The organism is Neobacillus sp. NPDC097160, from assembly GCF_044762155.1.
Taxonomy (GTDB): domain Bacteria; phylum Bacillota; class Bacilli; order Bacillales; family Cytobacillaceae; genus Neobacillus.
The window spans coordinates 33,849-54,808 of record NZ_JBIWDU010000020.1 but is presented as its reverse complement, the minus strand read 5'-3'; the positions used below and the strand labels follow the sequence as shown (position 1 = coordinate 54,808).

Annotated in this window: 21 protein-coding genes and 1 pseudogene; 1 reads left to right on the top strand and 21 read right to left on the bottom strand. The window is 39.2% G+C overall.

Going from position 1 to position 20,960, the window contains the following annotated elements; genetic code table 11:
• Positions 1 to 197: 197 nt before the first annotated feature.
• The 19 genes and pseudogenes from ACIQXV_RS24195 to ACIQXV_RS24110 all read right to left on the bottom strand — a co-directional run bounded on the left by ACIQXV_RS24195 (position 198) and on the right by ACIQXV_RS24110 (position 18,894).
• The gene (locus tag ACIQXV_RS24195; protein ID WP_402963102.1) at positions 198 to 2,066 is read right to left on the bottom strand and encodes a XylR N-terminal domain-containing protein; all 1,869 of its coding nucleotides are present in this window, start codon (positions 2,064 to 2,066) and stop codon (positions 198 to 200) included.
• Between the two features lie 29 nt (positions 2,067 to 2,095).
• Positions 2,096 to 3,085, bottom strand: coding sequence for a fumarylacetoacetate hydrolase family protein (locus tag ACIQXV_RS24190; protein ID WP_402963099.1), 990 nt, complete (start codon positions 3,083 to 3,085; stop codon positions 2,096 to 2,098).
• A gap of 66 nt (positions 3,086 to 3,151) precedes the next feature.
• Positions 3,152 to 3,628, bottom strand: coding sequence for a flavin reductase family protein (locus ACIQXV_RS24185; RefSeq protein WP_402963096.1), 477 nt, complete (start codon positions 3,626 to 3,628; stop codon positions 3,152 to 3,154).
• A gap of 66 nt (positions 3,629 to 3,694) precedes the next feature.
• Complete coding sequence (locus ACIQXV_RS24180; protein WP_402963094.1) at positions 3,695 to 4,648, bottom strand: VOC family protein; 954 nt, start codon at positions 4,646 to 4,648, stop codon at positions 3,695 to 3,697.
• A 62-nt stretch (positions 4,649 to 4,710) separates the two neighbouring features.
• Positions 4,711 to 5,904 carry an acyl-CoA dehydrogenase family protein gene (locus ACIQXV_RS24175; RefSeq protein ID WP_402963091.1) on the bottom strand — a complete coding sequence of 398 codons (1,194 nt, stop codon included), beginning with the start codon at positions 5,902 to 5,904 and terminating at the stop codon, positions 4,711 to 4,713.
• Between the two features lie 57 nt (positions 5,905 to 5,961).
• Positions 5,962 to 6,615: a GntR family transcriptional regulator gene (locus ACIQXV_RS24170; protein ID WP_402963088.1), complete on the bottom strand. Its 654-nt coding sequence runs from the start codon at positions 6,613 to 6,615 to the stop codon at positions 5,962 to 5,964.
• A gap of 137 nt (positions 6,616 to 6,752) precedes the next feature.
• Positions 6,753 to 7,598, bottom strand: a complete 846-nt coding sequence (locus tag ACIQXV_RS24165) for an alpha/beta fold hydrolase (protein ID WP_402963086.1) — start codon at positions 7,596 to 7,598, stop codon at positions 6,753 to 6,755.
• A 215-nt stretch (positions 7,599 to 7,813) separates the two neighbouring features.
• On the bottom strand, positions 7,814 to 9,070 hold the full coding sequence (locus ACIQXV_RS24160) for an anaerobic sulfatase maturase (protein WP_402963083.1): 1,257 nt from the start codon (positions 9,068 to 9,070) through the stop codon (positions 7,814 to 7,816).
• A gap of 81 nt (positions 9,071 to 9,151) precedes the next feature.
• On the bottom strand, positions 9,152 to 11,449 hold the full coding sequence (locus ACIQXV_RS24155; protein WP_402963080.1) for an arylsulfatase: 2,298 nt from the start codon (positions 11,447 to 11,449) through the stop codon (positions 9,152 to 9,154).
• Positions 11,450 to 11,462: 13 nt separating this feature from the next.
• On the bottom strand, positions 11,463 to 12,227 hold the full coding sequence (locus tag ACIQXV_RS24150; RefSeq protein WP_402963078.1) for an SDR family NAD(P)-dependent oxidoreductase: 765 nt from the start codon (positions 12,225 to 12,227) through the stop codon (positions 11,463 to 11,465).
• A 15-nt stretch (positions 12,228 to 12,242) separates the two neighbouring features.
• Positions 12,243 to 13,070 carry an SDR family NAD(P)-dependent oxidoreductase gene (locus ACIQXV_RS24145; protein WP_402963075.1) on the bottom strand — a complete coding sequence of 276 codons (828 nt, stop codon included), beginning with the start codon at positions 13,068 to 13,070 and terminating at the stop codon, positions 12,243 to 12,245.
• A gap of 30 nt (positions 13,071 to 13,100) precedes the next feature.
• Complete coding sequence (locus tag ACIQXV_RS24140; RefSeq protein ID WP_402963072.1) at positions 13,101 to 13,850, bottom strand: SDR family NAD(P)-dependent oxidoreductase; 750 nt, start codon at positions 13,848 to 13,850, stop codon at positions 13,101 to 13,103.
• Between the two features lie 95 nt (positions 13,851 to 13,945).
• Positions 13,946 to 15,142: an MFS transporter gene (locus tag ACIQXV_RS24135; protein ID WP_402963070.1), complete on the bottom strand. Its 1,197-nt coding sequence runs from the start codon at positions 15,140 to 15,142 to the stop codon at positions 13,946 to 13,948.
• A gap of 461 nt (positions 15,143 to 15,603) precedes the next feature.
• Complete coding sequence (locus ACIQXV_RS24130) at positions 15,604 to 16,068, bottom strand: flavin reductase family protein (RefSeq protein WP_402963067.1); 465 nt, start codon at positions 16,066 to 16,068, stop codon at positions 15,604 to 15,606.
• 16 nt (positions 16,069 to 16,084) lie between these two features.
• The gene (locus ACIQXV_RS24125; protein ID WP_402963064.1) at positions 16,085 to 16,372 is read right to left on the bottom strand and encodes a hypothetical protein; all 288 of its coding nucleotides are present in this window, start codon (positions 16,370 to 16,372) and stop codon (positions 16,085 to 16,087) included.
• Positions 16,369 to 17,310, bottom strand: a complete 942-nt coding sequence (locus ACIQXV_RS24120) for a radical SAM protein (protein ID WP_402963061.1) — start codon at positions 17,308 to 17,310, stop codon at positions 16,369 to 16,371. The genes ACIQXV_RS24125 and ACIQXV_RS24120 overlap by 4 nt, the downstream gene beginning before the upstream one ends.
• 9 nt (positions 17,311 to 17,319) lie before the next feature.
• Positions 17,320 to 17,385 (bottom strand): annotated as a pseudogene (locus ACIQXV_RS29805) (hypothetical protein); the annotation flags it as partial.
• A 36-nt stretch (positions 17,386 to 17,421) separates the two neighbouring features.
• Positions 17,422 to 18,165, bottom strand: a complete 744-nt coding sequence (locus ACIQXV_RS24115; RefSeq protein ID WP_402963059.1) for a prolipoprotein diacylglyceryl transferase — start codon at positions 18,163 to 18,165, stop codon at positions 17,422 to 17,424.
• 87 nt (positions 18,166 to 18,252) lie between these two features.
• Positions 18,253 to 18,894 carry a protein kinase family protein gene (locus ACIQXV_RS24110; protein WP_402963056.1) on the bottom strand — a complete coding sequence of 214 codons (642 nt, stop codon included), beginning with the start codon at positions 18,892 to 18,894 and terminating at the stop codon, positions 18,253 to 18,255.
• A gap of 202 nt (positions 18,895 to 19,096) precedes the next feature.
• Between ACIQXV_RS24110 and ACIQXV_RS24105 the strand changes: the two genes are divergently transcribed.
• Complete coding sequence (locus ACIQXV_RS24105; RefSeq protein ID WP_402963053.1) at positions 19,097 to 19,648, top strand: GNAT family N-acetyltransferase; 552 nt, start codon at positions 19,097 to 19,099, stop codon at positions 19,646 to 19,648.
• Positions 19,649 to 19,708: 60 nt separating this feature from the next.
• Here ACIQXV_RS24105 and ACIQXV_RS24100 read toward each other — a convergent pair whose 3' ends face one another.
• Complete coding sequence (locus tag ACIQXV_RS24100; protein ID WP_402963051.1) at positions 19,709 to 20,254, bottom strand: outer spore coat protein CotE; 546 nt, start codon at positions 20,252 to 20,254, stop codon at positions 19,709 to 19,711.
• Positions 20,255 to 20,503: 249 nt separating this feature from the next.
• A complete protein-coding gene (locus tag ACIQXV_RS24095; RefSeq protein WP_402963048.1) occupies positions 20,504 to 20,959 on the bottom strand; it encodes a YlbF/YmcA family competence regulator in 456 nt (151 codons plus the stop codon).
• Position 20,960: the final 1 nt, after the last annotated feature.

Here is a 20,960-nt window from a genome sequence, read left to right as displayed (position 1 = left end):
TAAAATAGTTTGAAAGCACTTACATACATGAATTTTAGAAAATTCAATGTATTTATTCTAGAGGAAAAGCTATTTAAATTTTCACTATATTTAAGTGGTTTATATTGGTTTCTGTTTTTCGTTACTTTTTATTGGTTTTTATCCCGAAACAAGGCAAAAAAATAGCAATCCTAGTCTAGGCTAGGACTGCCTTTTTTCTATATCTCCAACTCTCCTAAAGCCAGCAAAGAATCAAGTATGAGTAAAAGCTGATAGCTTTGTGAAGAATCCCGTAAATTTTTATTGATCAATGCTTCAATTTTATTAATCCGATACATGAGTCCACTCATTGACAAAGAAAGGTCATCCATGGTTTGCTGGAGTTTCCCGCCATTTGCTAAAAAAACATAAAGTGTTTTGATTAATTCTTTTTGCTTCGCATCTTTCTGCTGATAGAGCGGTCCTAATTCTTGTTTGGCAATTTTTTTGATGCCGCTGATATTTTTTGAATTAATTAATACCCCAACAATCCCTAAATCTTTAAAACTGATTATTTTCTTTTCCGTGGCAAGCCTCAATGCGATTAATGATTCTTCCAGGTAATCTGCAACACACTCAATTTCTTCTGATTTATCACTGATGCCGATTTTATATTGATAGGAAGGATAGGTAGTTTCTACATGTTTTAAAATTTTTTCCATTTTCGGTATTAGCTGAGTCATTTCAGGAATCAGCATAATAATTTGACCCTCATACTGGCCAATTAACACTTTATATCCTTGTATATCAAGATATTTTGCGATGGTTTCTAAAACCTGATCATAGTGATCAATCTGATTTTTGGCTGCCTTTCCTCTCTCTTTATAGTCAATTGCAGCAATATAAAATGGTTTTTCCAGATCAATGCCCATATACCGGCCGCGGTTGATGATTTCCTCTTTAGAAGAATATTGTCCTTTTATAATTTGCTCTAAAAAATACCCTTTCATTTTTTCCAATGCTTCAAAACTGGTTTTTTCATTCAAGAGATATAAGGAAGCGGCATTGGCAAACCGCTCGATAAACATAATATTATTCTCCACGTTATTCAATGTATTCTTTGGATAAATGAAGGTGCAATAGCCAATGTTCTTTCTTTGAACAATGATTGGTGTTATAAGACGTTCTTGATTTTCTGTTTGCAATTTAGTGGTTTCATTAAATAGTGGAAGGATGTTGTTATTCTTCCTATTTTTTCGAATTAGGCTCAGTTTCAATTCATTATTAAGTCGACAATACTCTTCTTCGTCCATCCCTGAGAAAGCTATTTTTTGAAAACTTAGGTCCTCTATCGAGATTGGAATTCTAAATAATTTAAAGGTGGTATCGGCAATATCCTGCAAATTGCTTCCATTCGATACACTTTCCGTTAATTTCTTATGAAATTTTGAAACCTTTTCGATATAATTTCGCTGCTCTAATAATTGCTCGTACGTATACTCTAATTCTTCAATAATATTTGATTCATTGTAGAATTTTAGCTCCTCCTGAATTTCACTTCCCCAGTCCTCCTGGAGCATTGCTTCGTAACAGCATTCAGCATCCCCTTTAGCCATGCAGCTAATTTCCTTCACAATGACGCTCTGCTTGCAAACTGATGTCATATAACCGCTTGCATAGCCTGTCAAGGTATGGCAAACCGGAGTGTCAGATATACCATGATGCTTAAGGTGCTCACTTGCTTCAAACGAGTCAATCCATTTTCCTTTTCCCAAAATCGATTTAATTGTTTCTGAATCACTCATTTCAAGGATTCTTTCAGACTTCATATCCTTAATTTGCCCCGCTCTTATATGAAGGATCGCTGCCTGATTCAGGAGATCATCTATTGAGGAAAGGGTTTTCATCGCTTCTTCTGCATCGGTCGCACCTAAGCTCCAACCGTAGCGGAGAAGAAATCCCTTTGCTCGCTTCATTCCTAAATTCTCGATGATTCCTTTCCGCAATAGTCCAAAAGCACTAGTAGTCGACAGAATTTTTTTATTACCATCATCTGGGCTGCTTTGTTCCAATATATTAGCTAGATTACTATTCATAATCTCACCCATTTCTTAAATTCCCAGTGTGAATATAGGGTCTATTTGGAATCAATCAGACTTTTTTCTTTATTCCTAACTACTTTGTTCATTTGTTCTCCCAAATCGATTACACCATCTGCACTTTTAATTTTACAGCGAATGGTATCGCCATCCTTTAAATATTTTTCACTTTTTAATTGATTTTCCACCAGTAAATCTAGTTTCTGTTGATAGGAAATGGACAGGTTGGCAACAAGTTCATTTACCTCCGGTGTAAGATTCAATGCCACTCCGCCGCCAGTTCCAGTCACAATCAGATCCCCTGGCGATAGATCCATCACTTCTGAAAGCTCCGATAACGTCTCGGCTGGTTTATAAAGCAGCTGGCTGGAGTTGGCAGATTGCCTTAATTCATCATTCACCCAAAGATCAAGCTTTAGGTCATGGATTAATGGCAGCTCCTCCTTATCGAGCAGGTAAAGAAAAGGCCCAGTAGGACAAAAAGTCCTAAAGCTTTTTCCCTTTAACCATTGACCTTGGGGAAGTTGTACATCCCGTGCAGAAACATCATTCACAATGACTAATCCGGCAATATATTGATGAAGATTTTCATCAGTTACTTCTACTGACTCGGAAATCTCCTTTCCAATTACAATCCCAAGTTCTAATTCATAATCTAGTAATTTTACATGCGAGGGTCGCTCAATTTCACTATAAGCTCCACTAAGAGAACTGTCTGCTTTGCTAAAAATCATATTAAAAGGAGGCCTTGAAGCTTCCATCCCTGTCTCAGAACGATGTGTTGAATAATTTACTCCTTGGCAAATAATTCTTGCGGGCTTTGTAACCGGGCTTAAAATATTCACTTCGTTCAATGGAATAGATTCAACATTTTCCTGGTTATAAATTTTTGTTGCTTCCTCTTTCCCCACATATAAAAATTCAGCTAAACTCTTATATGTACCACTAAGTACAAGAATATTTTCTCCCGACACAACACCCCAATGTTCGTTGCTTTCCCTTTCAAATCTAACCACTTGGATTCCCATGTTTTCCCTCCTATTTTATTAAAATTAAGACTCCTTACATGATATGTACAAGGAGTCTCAGTATATTTATACGAGTGTTTTTTCTTCCGTTAATGCCCGGTAACGTCCACTGTAAAAAATGAGCGGTTCCGCATCTTCAAGATGAATATCCGTTACTTTTCCTATAAATAGTGTATGGTCACCTTCAACATGCACTGCAGATACTTCGCAGGCAATTTGGGCTACAGCTCCAGCCAATACTGGCTTCCCATCAAGACGATCAAACACTACCTCCCGATGCTCCTTTATCTGCCCGGCAAAAATCATCGAAAGTTCTTGTTGGTCTGCCGCCAAAATATTGACGGAAAATGTCTTGCTTTGTTTAATTTTTTCAAGAATGCGAGCATTTTCCCCAATTGAGATGACAACTAGCTTTGGACTAAGTGAAACAGACATGAAGGCATTGGCAGTCATGCCATGCACGTCCCCCTCAACATCTGTGGTAATAACGGTTACACCCGTTGCAAATTTTCCCATCGCTGTGCGAAATTGACGATCATCCATTCTTAGTACCCCTTTCTGCATTTACAATCTGTATTGAAAATAGTATTCTATTAAACTCAATTTCACTTATGCTTCAATTGTTGGATTGTTTTCCGGAAGTGTATCCATTTGGTCGCCCCAGAAGGTGAAACCGATATCCATTTCATCGACAGTCCACTCGATTGGTTCCCAATCCGGTTCAAAGATTAAATATCCATTTGTGAATAATTCTACGCGTAAACCGCTTCCAGGATCAATCGCGTAAATGTACATTGCTTGTGAGATTCCATGTTTACCTGGTCCTTTGAAGAAAATTCCATGTTCTTTTAAAATATCTGCAGCTCTTAGAAGGTCTTGGGCATTATCTAGCCAGTAGGATATGTGGTGAATTTGATGTGTAGTTGGCGCGAATGGGTCATGGCTTACGGCAATATCATGTACTAAAGGTGTGACGCTTAACCATGCACCGACTAATGAGTCGTCAGGAGCTTTTACGTATTCGCGCATTTTAAATCCTAATTTCTCCTGTAAGTAATCAGAAATGACATTTGCCTTCAATGATGTTAGGAGGTTAACATGATCAATTCTTCTCGGTGAAGCACCTCGTGCCCATGATTTATAGGTCTGATTTTTTAATACGGAACGTCTAGATGGATCCGCTAATGTTTTCTCCATGTCATAATAAATTTCGAAGCGATGCTCACTAGGCAACTGGAACCGAATTGCTCTCCCCTGTCCTGCTTCTACTCCCGCTTCAATCCAAGTTACTTCAGTACCAGCTTCCTCGAGAAGTTTGGCAAAACCTTCAACATCTTCGGGCCGTTTTGCCCGCCATGCGATATGATCAAGGTGGGGCTTATCACCCGCTGTGACGGAAAGTGTGTGGTGTTCAAAATCTCCCCAAGCGCGTAAATAATGGGTACCGTTTACAACTTCTGTTTCTTCTAGACCAATAACTTCTTTATAAAACCAAAGTGATTTTTCAAGATCTGTCGTCACTAAAGCAACGTGCCCTAACTTTGCAATCTCTGGTAAACTCATTTTGAAACCTCCTATTATTTTTTTCAGCAAGAAAGCCCTTCCATTTTAGACGAAAGCGAATGTTATACAAAGTAACTATTCGGTTCCTGACCACAGAGTACTCTTCCATATGTTTCAATTAAACTTGATGGTGTAATAAAACCATGCAGATGCATCGTTAGAAAATCACGATACACAACTTGGAGTGGGTTTGTCTCGTAGGTGAACATTGAGCCGACTCCAGCGACTAGAAGATCAATCGCTTCCTTACATAATTGATTGACATATCCAAAATCCGCCTTCACTTTCACAATTTCCGCTTTATCCATCACTTCACCACGTTCAGCATAGCTGTCAATTTTGTCTACAGCCCGATAAAGATGAAGCTCAGCGGAATCAATTTTAAGCTGCGCCTGGGCTACTTGTAAATGTGTAACAGGGGCTTCAGCTTGTTTGTTATAGAAGGTATTTCCAATTCCTGCCTTAGGAAGCCTCTCCATATATAAATCCATTGCAGCCTGTGCTAAACCCAATGCAGGTGCCACAATTGACAAGGTTAAGGAAGGAACAAAGGAAGATCTATACAACGCTACATCCTTAAGCGGTTCGATTAGGTAATGACCCTTACTTGCTAAACGATCTAATGACACATGGTGATCCGGTACAAAAACATTTTTTATTTTACAACTATTACTACCAGACCCTTTTAGCCCCATAACATACCAATCGTCTAAGACTTCTAATTCCTCTCTCGGAATGACCATAATTGCCATTTCTACTCCGCCGTTATCATCGACGATTGGAAATCCAAAGTAACACCAATCAGCATGCGGGCTTCCAGAAACAAACGGCCACTGTGCTTCCTCAATATAATAGCCGCCTTCAACCTTCTTAATATCACATTTTATTGGTTTAAAATTCCCGGCTAAAACGACTTCTTTTCCCGGTTGGTAAATTTCATTTAAAGCTTTCTCTCCAAAAGTATAGGAAATCATATAATCTCTGATATTACTTAGTGCTACAAACCAGCCTGCAGACCCATTACCACGGGCAATTTCGGTTACAACCTCTGTATAGGTCCGCATATTCGTTTGATAGCCGCCAAATAGATGGGGACGTAAGACCTTTAACGCACCTTCTTTTTGTAAATCCTCAATGATCGTTTTAGGCAACGTATTTGTTTTCTCAATTTCTTCACTATATTCCCGTAATTTTGGGATGAGCGACCGGGCCTTATCTACCAATTCCTTTTTTGTATTCAGCACACTTTGTTCCATTAGAATACCCCCTGCTATAGTATTGGTTGAGCCTTTTCCCCTATTGAAAAAGTATGACTAGTTAAACACTCGTTTATTAATTTCGGCGTCCTGATATTTTTCCCCTGCTACCTGTGACACCCGGCGCATATGCTTTTCCATTAACCTCTTTGCCATCTTACTATCTTTTTCCTTCAGACTATAGAAAATAATCCAATGCTCTGTTTGAGAATGTTTCCTCCGTTCATCGGTGAACAAATCTTCCGGATTCGCAACAAAATTCAAGTAATCCCACAGCTGATTAGCCAAATCGAAGGTAAACGTCAACTTCGAAGCAACATAAATCGTCCGGTGAAAATCAATATTCAAGCTGGAATATTCATCTGCTGACAATCCCGGATGATCCATTTTCAATAGGGTTGTTTCCATATAGCGGAAATCTTCCTCAGTCAAATTGAAGGCTGCCTGCTCCGTCATCAACGCATCAAGATTTGCACATACTAATAAGCGCTCGATAACTTCATTTGGGTCAGGTCTTTTTACAAATACCCCTACTTGAGGAATAATGGTAAGAAATCCTTCTTGTTCGAGTTTCGACAACGCTTTGTGGATGGGTGTTCTGCTAATGTTTAATATTTCAGCAAGTTCATTCACATTGATAGCTTTTTCCGGTTCCCATTTGCCTTCAATTATTTGTCTTTTAATGTAGCGATAAGCCTTATCTATTTTCATAATAAAAACACCTACTATTCCCATAAATATTATCTTATCCCTATAATATGGTAATTTCTCAGTGCAAGTCTACCACCTATCACTGAAAAAAATAGGGATTCAACTGTGCAAGAAAATAGGAATCTCGTAACTTTATTCTAAAACTCACCGTTGAAAAAATCAGATGTTAGTTTGATAAATCTTTCTTTTTGCTCCACTTGGGCCCAATGTCCACAACGCTTAAAGATATGGAGCTGGGCATTTGGCAAATGCTCCATTACATACAGACTGCTTTGAAGCGGTACAAATCGATCTCCATGACCATGAATCAGTAAAATTGAATGGTCCATTAGTTTCAGTGCGGATGGTGGGACCAGCATATCGGATAAATGTGAATTCGAGAAATTTACTTCATAGGATCTGCGCACTTCTGGCTTTAAAAATAACTCCAATCGCTCAGCAACAATCGCCTCAAGTTCATCTTCCAGAACGCTTTGATCATATAAAAACCAGCTTAAAAGATTTTTAAATGCAACAGGATTTGGATCCTTATGGAAGTTTGCTAATTTAGCCAGTTCTGGTGTTGGTTCTGTTAATCCACCGCCTGCCCCCATCAATACAACACGGTCGAATCGCTCGGGAGCATACATGAGAAGGTTTAGTGCAATAACACCTCCAAGGGAGTTTCCAACCAAATGGGCTTTTTCAACTCCTAATTCGTCCATTAATGCTAGAACTTGATTAATCCGCGCATTCATCCATTCTACCCCATTTTTCGGGTAGGTTTCCGGATGGTCTGTGTTGGCAAATCCAAAGATATCCGGTGCCACTACATGAAAATTCTCTTTGTAATGGGGTAATATGTGCTGCCAATTTGACTTTGCACTTACACCAGGGCCGCTGCCATGAAGAAAAATGATTGTTTCAGAGGAAGGTTCGCCACCCTCATGGATAAATGTTTGATAGTTTCCAGTTTGGATCTTTCTTGATAAAATTTCCGCCATCCTTTTATAACCTCACTTTGTCAAAAATTATTTTTGAAACATCATAATCACTTCCGCTAAAATTTTAGTTATGCATTTATATCGTGAATATAGTTGTGAATTCAATAAATAAAGCGCTTTTTTTCCTTAACTATAATTTTACCCTTACCTGTTTCATCTTGTCAATAAATTCTAAATATTTTTTAAATTTCGATTACAACTTTGGACTTCTAGATTTATTTTTTCAAAATAAGCGGCCTTTTGATTACCTCCATTATTTCTGATGCAGGAAACCCATTCTCGATCAGTTGGACCATCACTTTTAAATATCTGTGAATATGATGAAAGTATTTTTTATAGCCCGCGCACAAATAGTTTAATCCTGGTTCTCCATCAGGTGTTACCAAAAAGCGGTGCTTAGGACATTCCCCATTGCACGCAAAACGTACTTCACATGTTTGACAGTACTTTGGCAGAGATGACTTTTTATTTTCTCCAAATGCCCGCTGCTTGTTAGATTCAATCATTTCCGAGAATGTATTATTGGAGATATTACCTAATTTATAGTCTGGATACATAAAATGGTCACATGAATACACGTCACCATTATGTTCAACAATTGCTGCCCTCCCACAAGTTTCGGCAAAAAAACATGTGGTGGCTGGTAGACCCAACCAAGAAGTCAGCGCATGTTCAAAGTTCATGACATGCACTTTTCCAACATCATTTCTTACCCACTCTTCAAAAATAGCAATTAAAAAATCGCCATATTTCTCAGATTCTACAGTCCAGGAGGAAACGGCCTGTTGGGATTCTTCTTGTTTAATAGAAGGTGGTGTAGCATGCCGCAGCCCCAGTTTTTGGGCTTTCATATCCGGCGTTCGTTCCACAATTGGGATGAATTGAATGAATTCAACTCCTTCCTCTTTAAAGAAATTATAAATCTCGAGCGGATATTTAGAAGAATACTTGGTGACACAGATTAGTACATTAAAAGCAACTTTATATTTTTTTAATAAACGTAAAGCATTAAGCACTTTGTCAAAGGTCGGTTCGCCCCCGCGATCGACTCTATATCGATTATGGATGTACTCCGGTCCATCAAGACTAAGGCCTACAAGGAAATGATGTTTTGCCAAGAATTGACACCATTCTTCAGTTAGTAATGTACCGTTCGTTTGCAGTGAATTGGTGATTCGCTTCCCATTCCCATATTTCTTTTGCAATTCAATCACTTTCTTATAAAAATCAAGGCCCATTAAAGTGGGTTCACCTCCCTGCCAAACAAACGGAATTTCGGTTTCATCTTGTGCAGCTATGTATTGCATTATAAACTCCTCTAATAATTCATCAGACATCCTAAATCGGCTCTTTCCTGTAAAAAAGGCCTCTTTTTCCGTATAGAAGCAATAATGGCAATCTAGATTACAAATAGGTCCTGATGGTTTGGCTAGGATATGAAATCCTTTTAGTTGTTCAACTGTTTTCTCCATTTTTCACCCTCGTTTCTTTAAAAAAAGCCAGTAACAATAGGATGGTTACTGGCTTTATAGTTTAGTTAAAATGAACTATTGTTATTTTAATTCGTAAACGACCTTTTCCAGCTCCCCAGTGAAAGGAAATGTACCTTTGTCTTTATATACTGGACTCACCGGATAGTGGGTGTCTCTTCCAATATCCAGCCCTTCAAAACTAACTTTAAATTTATGAGTTTGATCGATTGTTACTTCTCCTGTTTTCTTGTTGTTAATATAGAGACTGCCAATTCCTTTATGAAGTTCAGTAGGGTTAAACTCATACTTGATTGTTGTTTGACCAACCGGAACCCCGATGTCGGATTCAGCCCGATATATTTTCGTACCAATATTATACTCATAAACTAGTTTGTTATCTTTTATATATAGTGTATAACCGCTTTCGTAGTTTCCTAAGGCTACCAGTACCCCTTCGTCTGATGACTTTTCCCGGTTAATCGGAATCGTTATCGTATACGAACGATTAATGATAAACGGTGAAGCCCCTTCCGGCAGCAGGGACATACCGGGATAGAATGTAAAGGTATTTCTGGCACGGTTTGAATCACTTGGAATCGCTAAAAACCCATCACCCATGACATCTGACATTGGAAGAACACCATATTTCTTAGCTTCCTTGTCCCATAACTTCTGAAGTTCCTTTAATTTATCCGGATACTTTGATGCGACGTTGTTGAATTCAGTTGGATCTTCGGCGACATGATACAGTTCCCATACGTCCTTTTCATATGGCTGTCCTTTTGTATGAAGGGCTATTGCCTTCCAGCCATCTTGGTAGATGGCATGCTGTCCATTGTTTTCATAATACTGCGTTTTCTTGCCAGGTGCTTTTACATTCGTGAATGTTCCAGCAAAACTTTCACCATGAAGGCCCATTTGTTTAACTCCCTTTATTTCTTTCGGAAGTTCGATTCCAGCTAAATCATAGACAGTAGGTGTGATATCGCTGACATGTACATATTGATTACGAATTTCCCCTTTCGCCTTTATAGCTTTCGGATAATAAATAATCAAAGGAGTTCTCGTTCCGGCTTCAAACATCGTTGATTTATATAATTTAAATGGAGTATTACTTACTTGTGCCCAGCCAGCAGGAAATTCAATTTTCGTTTTATCACTGCCGAAATCCTCTATTTTATTGACAATATCCCCTAGATTTTCCGGTATATCGTTATAAGCTAATGTATGATTAATTGAACCGGTATTTTTCCCCATTGGGCTTGCTCCGTTGTCAGATAAAAAGACAATCATCGTATTATCCAATTTTCCAACTGAACGTAATTTATCAATAAATCGGCCAATTTGTCCATCCGTGTGTGTTAAAAAGCCTGCATATGCTTCCTGGAAGTGAGTAAATGCTTTTTTCTCGTCGGCTGACAGCTGCTCCCATGGTTTTACCCCTGGGTTAAGTGGAGCCAGTTTGGCATCCTTTGGAATGATACCAAGTTCTTTTTGTTTGGCAAACCTTTCGTCCCGGATTTTGTCCCACCCTTTATCATAGACGCCTTTATACATATCAATGTATTTCTGCGGCACCTGTACTGGCTGATGCTGTGCACCAAAACCCAAATACATGAAAAATGGCTTTTCTGGGCTTATTGAAGCTTGATCGGTAACAAACTGATTGGCCCTATCTACAATATCCTCCGAAAAATGATAGTTTTCCTTTTCGGGTACGTCTATAAAACTATTATCCTGGACAAGTTCTGGTTTATATTGATCACTGGAATCTTCAAGTATGCCATAGAAGCGGTCAAAGCCTTTCGCAAGCGGCCAGTTTTCATAAGGACCAGCGGCAGTGGCCTGGTGGGATGGTGATAAATGCCATTTTCCTAAAGCATAGCTATTATACCCTTCTCCCTTTAGTACCTCGGCAATGGTACCTGCCTCAGGATTGATTCGACCGCGCTTATTTGGATATTCTGGACCTAAATCAAAGTTGGCGACGGTTGACATTCCAACTGAATGAGGATTTCGACCTGTAAGCAATGCAGCACGTGTTGGGGAACATACAGGTGTAACATGGGAATTATTGTACCGAAGTCCGTTTTCTGCCAGCATGTCAAGATTAGGTGTTTTAATTTCCGAGCCATAGCTTCCAAGGTCGGAAAACCCTGAATCATCTAAAACAATATACACGATATTTGGTTTTGTTGAGGACTGTCCCTCTTTCTTCTGAGCCTTATTATTTTGTTCCTTTGAATTTACGGTTTCCGCCTTTACTTCCTGAGTTGTAAAATCTTTGTAAGAACAACCCGACAATAGTGCTACAGCAGAAGCAAATACCGTTAACTTTTGTAATGGTGACTTATTCCAAACCTTTAATTTATAGTCCAATATTGCTCCCCCTCTATTCAGTAAGTCTGGCTCCTGCCATGGTACCGCCATCAATCACTAATTCTGCCCCCGTTACAAAAGAAGATTCGTCCGAAGCCAAATAAAGTACACCATATCCGACATCTTCTACTTTTCCAAATCTTTGGAGTGGAAGCTGCTCCATTAAGTTCTTACGGGTTACTTCATTCTCAAGTGCTTCTGTTACGAGTGCTGTCATAATTAGCCCTGGATAGACACTATTTACGCGAATATTATCTCGAGCATATTCAATAGCCGCCGTTTTCGACAGTGAACGGACTCCTCCCTTAGCAGCACTATAGTGAGCAAAGCTGCCACCTCGGAGGGCTGCAATTGAAGCAATATTTACAATAGAACCGCCGCCATTTTTCTTCATAGAGGGGATTATAGTTTGCATACCAATGAAAGTCCCCGTTAAGTTTATTTCAATCATCTTACTCCATTCTGCTAAAGTAATCTCTGACATTGCCGATTCCATATGTATTCCGGCATTATTTACAAGAATATCAATTTTACCAAAGGTCTCGATTGTCTTTTCTACCACCTTAATCCAATCTAATTCCGAAGAAATATCATGGTGAACTGCAATGGCTTTCCCATGATTATTTTCAATGTCCCTAACAATTTGGGAGGCACTTTCAAAATCAATATCTGTCACAACAACAGATGCACCCTCTTTCGCAAATAACTTTGCCTCGAATGCTCCTTGCCCATTTCCTGCACCTGTGATGATGGCGACTTTCCCTTCTAATCTTCTCAAACCAGCTCCCCCTTTCTATTTATTTACTTTGCCATTTTCCTCTGATGATAGAAATGTAGAATTATGAGAAATGATATTCCCCATGCCGCCTCCTACATTGATTTTCTGTCCAGTTACATAATCGGATAACCCTGTTGATAAAAATAAACACACTCCTGCAATATCCTCGGGCGTCCCCATCCTTTGCAGCGGCACTTCCTTTTTTGCGAGGGCAGCAGTAAATTGATCTCTTTCAGGACCCTGCGGCATGAGTTCGTCCCAGAAAGGTGTCATGATCGGCCCAGGCGAAATAACATTAACGTGAATTCCTTGTGGTGCAAGTTCAAAGGCAAGATTATGGGTGAGGCTTTCTACAGCTCCTTTGGCGGCATGATAATGGAGCACAACCGTATAGGCATTGAACGCTCCCATGGAGGAAAAGTTTACGATTTTCCCAGACTTCTGTTCTTTCATATAGGGCAAAACTTCCATAATCGGATAAAGCGTTCCATTTAGGTTTAAATTTATCGTTCTATCCCAATCATTCATATTAATATTTTCACTGCTTCCATTTGACCCGAACGTTCCGCCCGCACAATTGACTAAAATATCAACCTTGCCAAATTCTGCAATTGTCTGATTAACTGTTGCCTTAATCGTTGCAGAATCCGTCACATCCACCCGATTGTATGCCCTTGCCCGTCCGCCTGATGATTGAATTTGTTCAACAGCCATCTGTGCTGAATCAAAATCAAGATCAGCAATAATCACTGTGGCACCCTCTTCGGCAAATTTTTTACCAGTTGCTTCTCCCATACCCTTGGCACCGCCGGTAATAATAGCTACTTTATCCTTTAACAACATGTAAGCTCCCCCTCACCTATTAATGGATCATCAAATTCCTCGGACACCGCCATCAGATACGATAGAGGTACCTGTCATATAGGCCGAATCATCTGATACCATAAATAAAATCGTTTTCGCTTGCTCTTCTGGTGTCGACATTCTACCCATTGGAATTATTTTTTCCATATGAGGTGTATTGGGATTGTCAGCAATCATCTCCGTATAAACCACTCCCGGAAGTAAACAATTGACTCTAATGCCCTTCCCGGCATATTCTGCCGCTATCACTTTTGACATATGGGTAATGCCTGCTTTTACGAAACTATAGAGGGCATGTGTCGGCAAAACACTTATTGCCGCTAAGGAGGTTACGTTTACGATATTTCCGGATTTTCGACTTTCCATATACGGCAGCACAAGCTGCATGGCACGGAAGTAGGAATAGGCATCAAGTGTGACAAATTCTCCCCAGTCGCTATTGGTCAATTCAACGAAAGGTTTTTCAATGATCCGTCCCGCATTGTTTACCAAAATATCTATTTGACCATATGTTTCTAAAGTGACATTGACCAAATTAATGATTTGTTCTTCTCTAGTCATATCTGTTTGAACAAAAATAGCCTCTCCGCCTTGACTATGGATCGAATCCACTACCTTTTCTCCGTTTTCACTTCTTCTGCCTACTACTACCACTTTTGCCCCTTCAGCAGCGAATAATTTTGCCGTTGCTTCCCCGATTCCGGATGTGCTGCCAGTCACAATGGCTACTTTATTTCGTAATCGCTTTGCTTCACTCACAAGACTTCGCCTCCCATTCAATTTTTTTCACAGGATAAAATTTAAAAAGCTAAAGTGACGAAAAATCAATTTCATCATTTTAGCTTCATTTTTTGTCATTGACCTACAGTGATCTCTAAATCCCTTTTCGGTGCCCTTACCGTCAGTGCCCAAATGAGTGCCAAAATAATTAATCCAACTGCACTTACGGCTAATGGGAATCTACCAATATCTTGTTTAAAAATGGTTTGGACAAGCTGGAATCCAAAAGGCCCCAAGATACCTCCTAGACCTTGACCTACAACGACTAGTCCTACTGCCGATGCACCAACAGGAGTTAGTTCAGACACTTTGGTAAATACCCCTGGAATTCCAATTCCCATTGCAAAACCGCCAATAATACTTCCAACAAAAATCATCATTAGACTTGGTGAGAAGTAACAAAAGGCCATCCCTAATCCCGTTCCTAAAACAGCAATCGGCAAGTAATAGTTTGGAAGTCTGTGTTTTATTTTTCCGAATAAAAACCCTGCAATCAGTGTGCCAAAAGTAAAAACTGAGATTGCCATACCAGCCTCGGTGGCATTTCCTAATTTATCCGCTTGGATCACAACGGAAATATTCGTTACATAGCCAAAAATCAAACCTGAATAGATTACCTGTCCTAAGCATACCCAATAGATAGCTTTCGGTAATTTAACTTTTTGTTGGCCTTCGGTGCCGGATGCAGCAGCGTGTTGTTTCTTTTCAGGCTCCGGAAGATAAAGAATGGTAATCGCAAGAATCCAGATTGGGAATAGGTAAGTTAAGAAACCATAGTGCCAGCCAAAAGAATCCGCTAAAATTCCACCAACTAATTGAAAGAATATCGCTCCAATACATGCGATAGTAGAAGTTCCAAATCCGATTAAGAAATCCCTTTCTCTTCCTTCAAAGAAATCGGTAATAACGTCCACCGATAATGGCATTGTAATCCCAACACCAAGCCCTAAAATACCCCTCATGACAATAATCAGTGGTAAACTATCAATAAACGTAGGGAGTACTCCACCGATCATGAATAGGCTTAAGCCGATAAACAAGAGCGTTCGCTTCTTGAACATTTTAGTAAGCTTGCCGTAAAAGAGTGCTGGAAAAATTTGAATTAAGCCTGGAAAGGTTGCAACTAACATTACGATTGTGGGGTCATATTGTGGAAATGCCGCAATAATGTCCGCCATTATTGACCCAGCTACCCCTGCGGCTACATCCTGGAATGCAAGAATAACAACTAAAAACTTGAGGAAATTTCTGCTGATAGTTTTTACTGCCAATGAATAAACCTCCCTTTATTCAATAATTGATACAAAACAGTGAAAGTGGGAAAGAAAGAATGAATTCGCTTCCATAAGAACATAATGCTGGTCCGATTCTGTCGCTTTTGTTGGCCCCCAAAAACAACAGTCTAAAATTTCAGTTAGAAACCTACTAAAATTTTAATTTGGCATCCACTTCCAATTTTACATCCATTTTCGGTAAAAAAAGCGCTTTCTTTTACTAACTGTAATTCTACATACCTATATTTTACTTGTCAATATATTCTAAATATTTTTTATTTTTAAAATAAAAACCATTATATCGCGAAAACACAAATAAATGCGCTGAATATTTCAGCGCATTTTTCTATTATTTTAATTCAAGTAAAATTTTACTACTAATCTTTAGCATCTGATATCTTTTGTAAAATCTCAATTAAAAAACCATAAAAAACTATCTAACAGTCTTGATTTTTCCATTAGTCCTCTGCCAACGATCGATATTTTCCACTATAATAAATCAGCGGTTCAGAATCATTCACTTGAATGCCTGTTACCTTGCCAATAAAAAGTGTATGATCGCCCTCCTCATGTGTCGCCGAGACCATACAGGAAATTTGCGCCAAGGCATTTGGCACTACTGGGACTCCATCTAAATGATCAAACACCACTTCTTTGTTATTCTTCACCTGTCCGGCAAAAATCATCGACAGGTCCTGCTGGTTGGCAGCAAGTATATTTACTGAAAATGTCCCGCTTTGTTTTATTTTTTCCAGCATTTGTGCTTTTTCAGCAATTGAAACTACCACCAGTTTAGGATTGAGCGAAACCGACATGAAGGCATTTGCCGTCATACCATGAACGCTGCCATCCACTTCAGCTGCCACCACTGTTACCCCTGTTGCAAATTTGCCCATTGCATTACGAAATTGACGATCATCCATTACTATTCCCTCCCATTCATCCACCCAGTCCGGAAATGATGATTCCAAAACAGGCGGTAAATAACAATATATTTAACCCTATCCCAATTAATGCTCCTTGCCCTAACCGTTTCTTGCCCTTTGTAAAACTTACCACTGGAATCACAATCAGTCCTATGACAGCAATACACAAATAGGCAAAGAATATCGAGGAAAACACGAGTAATATTAATACTCCCAGCAGGTATATCCCAAGGCTGATTCCAATCCCAATCCACAGGTCTTTTAATGACCCGTCTTTATTTTTCCCATTGTTTGGATTCAACTAACTCTCCCCCTTTTTGGGCGCAGGTCAATTAAGCCTGTTAATGGTATCACTTCACCGCCTTGCTTTAAGGCATACCCCATCGCCAGGCAATCCGGGTGGCATGGGACAGGAATGATATCCTTTGACCCAAAAACATTGGATTGATCAATAATCATTTGTCTCACTTCACTTAGCGTTAAGCGATTTATCGATGGATCAAATTCTTCTAGTCTCCCTGCAGCCTGAATGGGCTGGAAGGTTACACCTCTTACACATTTCTGCTTCAGGCCATATTGAATGATTTTTCCTACTTCATGGTCATTTAATCCTTTTTTCAAGGTTACAACGAGGGTAGTCGAAATATTGTACTCATTTAAATTCTCGATCGCTTTCTGTCTAATTTCTCTTAGGTCAACACCTCTTAATTCTTCGAGTGCTTCTTTTTCAAAACTATCAAATTGAAGATAGATTTCAAATCCTGGAGAATAGGCGGCGAGTCGCTTCACGAATTCTTTGTCATTTGCAATTCTAAGTCCATTGGTATTCACCATTATATGCCGAATCGGCCTGGATTTTGCCATATCAAGGATGTCAAAAAACTGCGGATGAATCGTCGGCTCCCCGCCGCTAATTTGAACGATATCTGCATGGCGTTCATTTTTAATGATATTATCAAGCATAAATTCTATTTTTTCTAGGCTGCGAAAGCTTCCCTTTTGGGGGGATGATTCTGCATAGCAAATCGGGCATTTCAAATTACATCTCTCGGTAATTTCCAAAAGTGTCAAACAGCTATGCTGCTCATGATCGGGACAAAGGCCGCAATCATAGGGGCAGCCATACTTAATCGGCGTATTCCAGCGGTAGGGAATTTCCGAAGGCTTGATAAATTCTCGGCACCATTTATAGTACTCTACATCCGTTGAAATCAAGACTTTTTCTCTCCCATGCTCCATGCAACGCTTCACCAAGTATACCTTTTCGTTTTCGATAATGATCTTTGCTTCTATTTTCGTAAACAGGTGGAACAAATGCTGTTGGTTAATTCGTAAAATAAATAGGGGCGATTAGGCATGGACTTCTCTCCTCTTTTCAGTTTGGTTTTTATTAATCAGCCATAGGTAATACATTATGCCTAGTAAACTAGCAAGTTGAATATTGTTGAGGATCCAATAAGGGTGGGGTGTTGGTTTAATAAAATCAATAATAAAGCGAAACAGTAAATAGCTAAGCATGAATAATTGAAACAATAGTCCTTCCCAGCCAATCTGTTTCCTTTTAAATTGATATAGGACAATAATAAGAACGAGCAGGAAGAATATTTCATATAGTTGTGTTGGATGCCGCTTCATTCCCTCTCCAAAATCTATACCTGTAATCCAAGTGGTAGCCACACCGTATGTATGATCATCTAAACCGGTTAAAAAGCAGCCGATTCTTCCAATCATCATTCCGACTGCGAATGGGAGCACAAAATCATCACCAGTTGAGCGCGTCCAACCAATGCATTTTTTTGCTGTTTCCACACCAATTAAGCCGCCTAATAACCCGCCTACAATCGTTTTTCCTTCGATTAGGTAAATAAGATTATTCCGATTTTCTAGTGTCTTTACTGGGTTCTCGAACCAATAAAGAATCTTTGACCCCATGGCAGCACCTAATGTCGCACCAACGACGACCCAAAGTGCTTTATCTATAGAAATTCTTTCTTTATTTCGTGTGTATAGATACACTCGAAAACCGATAAAGTATGCTAAAGCCTCTAATAACAAATGCGGATGAATTCCAAATATATAGAAAGGGAAATCCACTAACGACCCCTCCCTTCTTAAAAATGAATTTTTTATCTCTTCTATATTATCTGAATATTAACAATAAATAAATCCTTTATTTTCCTATTACTTTTTCAATCGACGATAGAGCCGATATCCTTTTCGAATCAAATCGACAAGAAAAAATGGAATGGCTGGATGGTATTTATAAAGAAACGGTTTATAAATCTTATTATAAGCTTTTTTCAGATCATCCCACTTACGGCAATAACCCTCTTTATAAAAATCCGAGACATCAACGATATACCCCCTGCCTTCAAACATGACTACATTTTTGCCGTGAACATCGTAGGGATTTAAACCGACAGACCGGGCGTATTCTAACCCTTGATCGATATCCTCAATTACAGACCTTGGTATTTGGATACCGTTCACAACAGCATCAAATAAAGTAACCCCCTTTAGTTTTTTTAACACTAAATATGTTTCCCCGTACTCAATGAGTGTGGAATAAGATCCATGATTCCCTAACGTTTTATAGACTTCGACTTCCTTCTTAAGCTCCTCAGGGCTCCTGCCATACACTTTAACAACCCTCTCCGGATGGGAATCGTGGGAAAAGACCCCCGCATAATTGCCGCTCCCGATTGTTATCCAGGATTTTGACCGATTGTTTACAATAATCGGGTCAAATGGGCTGTTAGTGGATAAGTGTATTTGCGGTAATAATTCTTTTTCTATTAAATTTATATACGTATCAATTTTCATGAACACACCTTCTAATCTATTAGACCTTCTGCATTACGACAAGTGCGATCAGCAGTAAAAGGTATTTTTTCTGCATTCTAACATACAAAAACGTAATTTTATAATGGAATTTTCTTTTCTGCCAATATACACTGATAAGTAAGGAAATATTCAGTATTCCAAAATTTTAATGCCATTTTAACGTACATAGAAAGGAGTTATCATGACTTTTCCCATTTTAGAAACGAAAAGATTAAAATTAATTGAAATAACCCATCAACATGTAGATCCTTTATACGAGATTTTATCCTTAGAGGAAGTAACCCAGTTTTACGGAACCAACCGGTTTACTTTACAGGTGGAAGCATCCAGATTAATTGACATGATTCACAAGAACTTTCTGGAAAATCGGGGGATCCGTTGGGGGATCAAGCTAAAGGAAAATCAAAGAATCATCGGAACAGTTGGTCTTAATGCATTACATCTGAAAAATAAACGTGCCGAAATCGGGTATGAACTCCATCCTTCATTTTGGAGAACAGGCTACGCCACAGAGGCGATTAAAGAAGTGCTGCGTTTTAGTTTTGACCAATTGGACTTATATCGAGTTGGGGCCGTGGTCTACCCTGAAAATGAGGCATCCATAAATTTGCTTATGAAACTGGGTTTTACCAAAGAGGGTCTACTTCGCGGCTACATCCATCAAAATGAGCAATTTCATGATACATACGTATTATCACTTTTACAGTTAGAATGGGGAAAAAGCCAGGAATAATATCCTGGATTTTTTTTATAAAAATGAAAAAAACTAGGAAGTATTACCTTCCTAGTGTTTTTATTCCTCTTCAGAGCCGACCAAGAAATCCGGATTTAGTTCTTCGAATTCTTCGTCGTCTACATCCAATCCCCAATCATCATCATTGTCCTCGCAGCCTTCTGAGCTGACACGAACACAAACCTTAGTCTCGCCAATCACCTCTACAAGGAATTCCCTTTCGACATGGACGATAATTCGGTTTCCGTTAGGGGAAATGACAGCTTCACAGCAGTTAGGCTGTTGCAGCACTCGAGCACAAATTTCATTGTCATCGAGGCTGTCATGGTCACGATACTTTAACTTGATGACATCGGTATATTGGACACGTTCAGTTACCACTTCTGTTTTGGTATTATCATTAAATGAGTACCAAACGTTGATGTCATATGAGCCATGTATTTCTACGGTCTTGCCGACTTTTTTCGCGTTGTATTTATGGTTGATGATCCAACAGCCAAGAATACTTGTTGGACTGTGCGCCGGGCTAATCGTATGATTGGACTGGGTGAATTTACGTCCTTTCGCTACTACGGCCTTCGTAATTATCTCTCTATATTCTCCCATTTCGCGCGAACCCTCCTCATTCATTTTCATTTCATCGTATGCTAATTTGTAGACTAGTGTGATATATATTTTTGTGAATACTGGATAAAAGTTTAGTCATAGTTCATTTTATGCGGGATTTATAGGTGTGTGCCTTTCTTGCCTGTACTTTAAAATGAAGCTTACTCCGTGCAGCTTTTTTCGAGGAATATTATCGAGAGTCGAATTTGAAAAAAAAACCAGACTTCGTTAGAAGCCTGGCTCACATTTTTAATGCTCATGATCACAGTCGTCGTGGCCATCGCAAGCCCCGCCGCCATTTTTCATGCTTGCTCCTGTTTCACCCATTAATACGTCGCCGCCCGTTGCAGTAATGATTTCATCGGTAACTGTATTAGAAATAGTTGAAGCAATAAGCTGCAGCAGTTCATTAACTTCTATTTGTGACTGCTTGAAATCCTGGACAACAGGTATTTCATCCAATTCTTGTTCGATAGAAGTGATTTTGTCTTCCACCTTTTTTAATGCTTCCGGTTTTCCATAGTGCTGCAGGTTAACTGCCTGCTTTTGCAACCCTTTAATATCAGAAATTAACGTCTTCACCTTTTGATTTTCATGAATATGTGCTTCTGCCCGCTTGAAGAAGTCAACTTCCTCTGTTTCTGCAATCATCCGTGCTAAATTTGTTGCCCGAGCGACGATATCGTCTTTTGTATACTTCGCCACA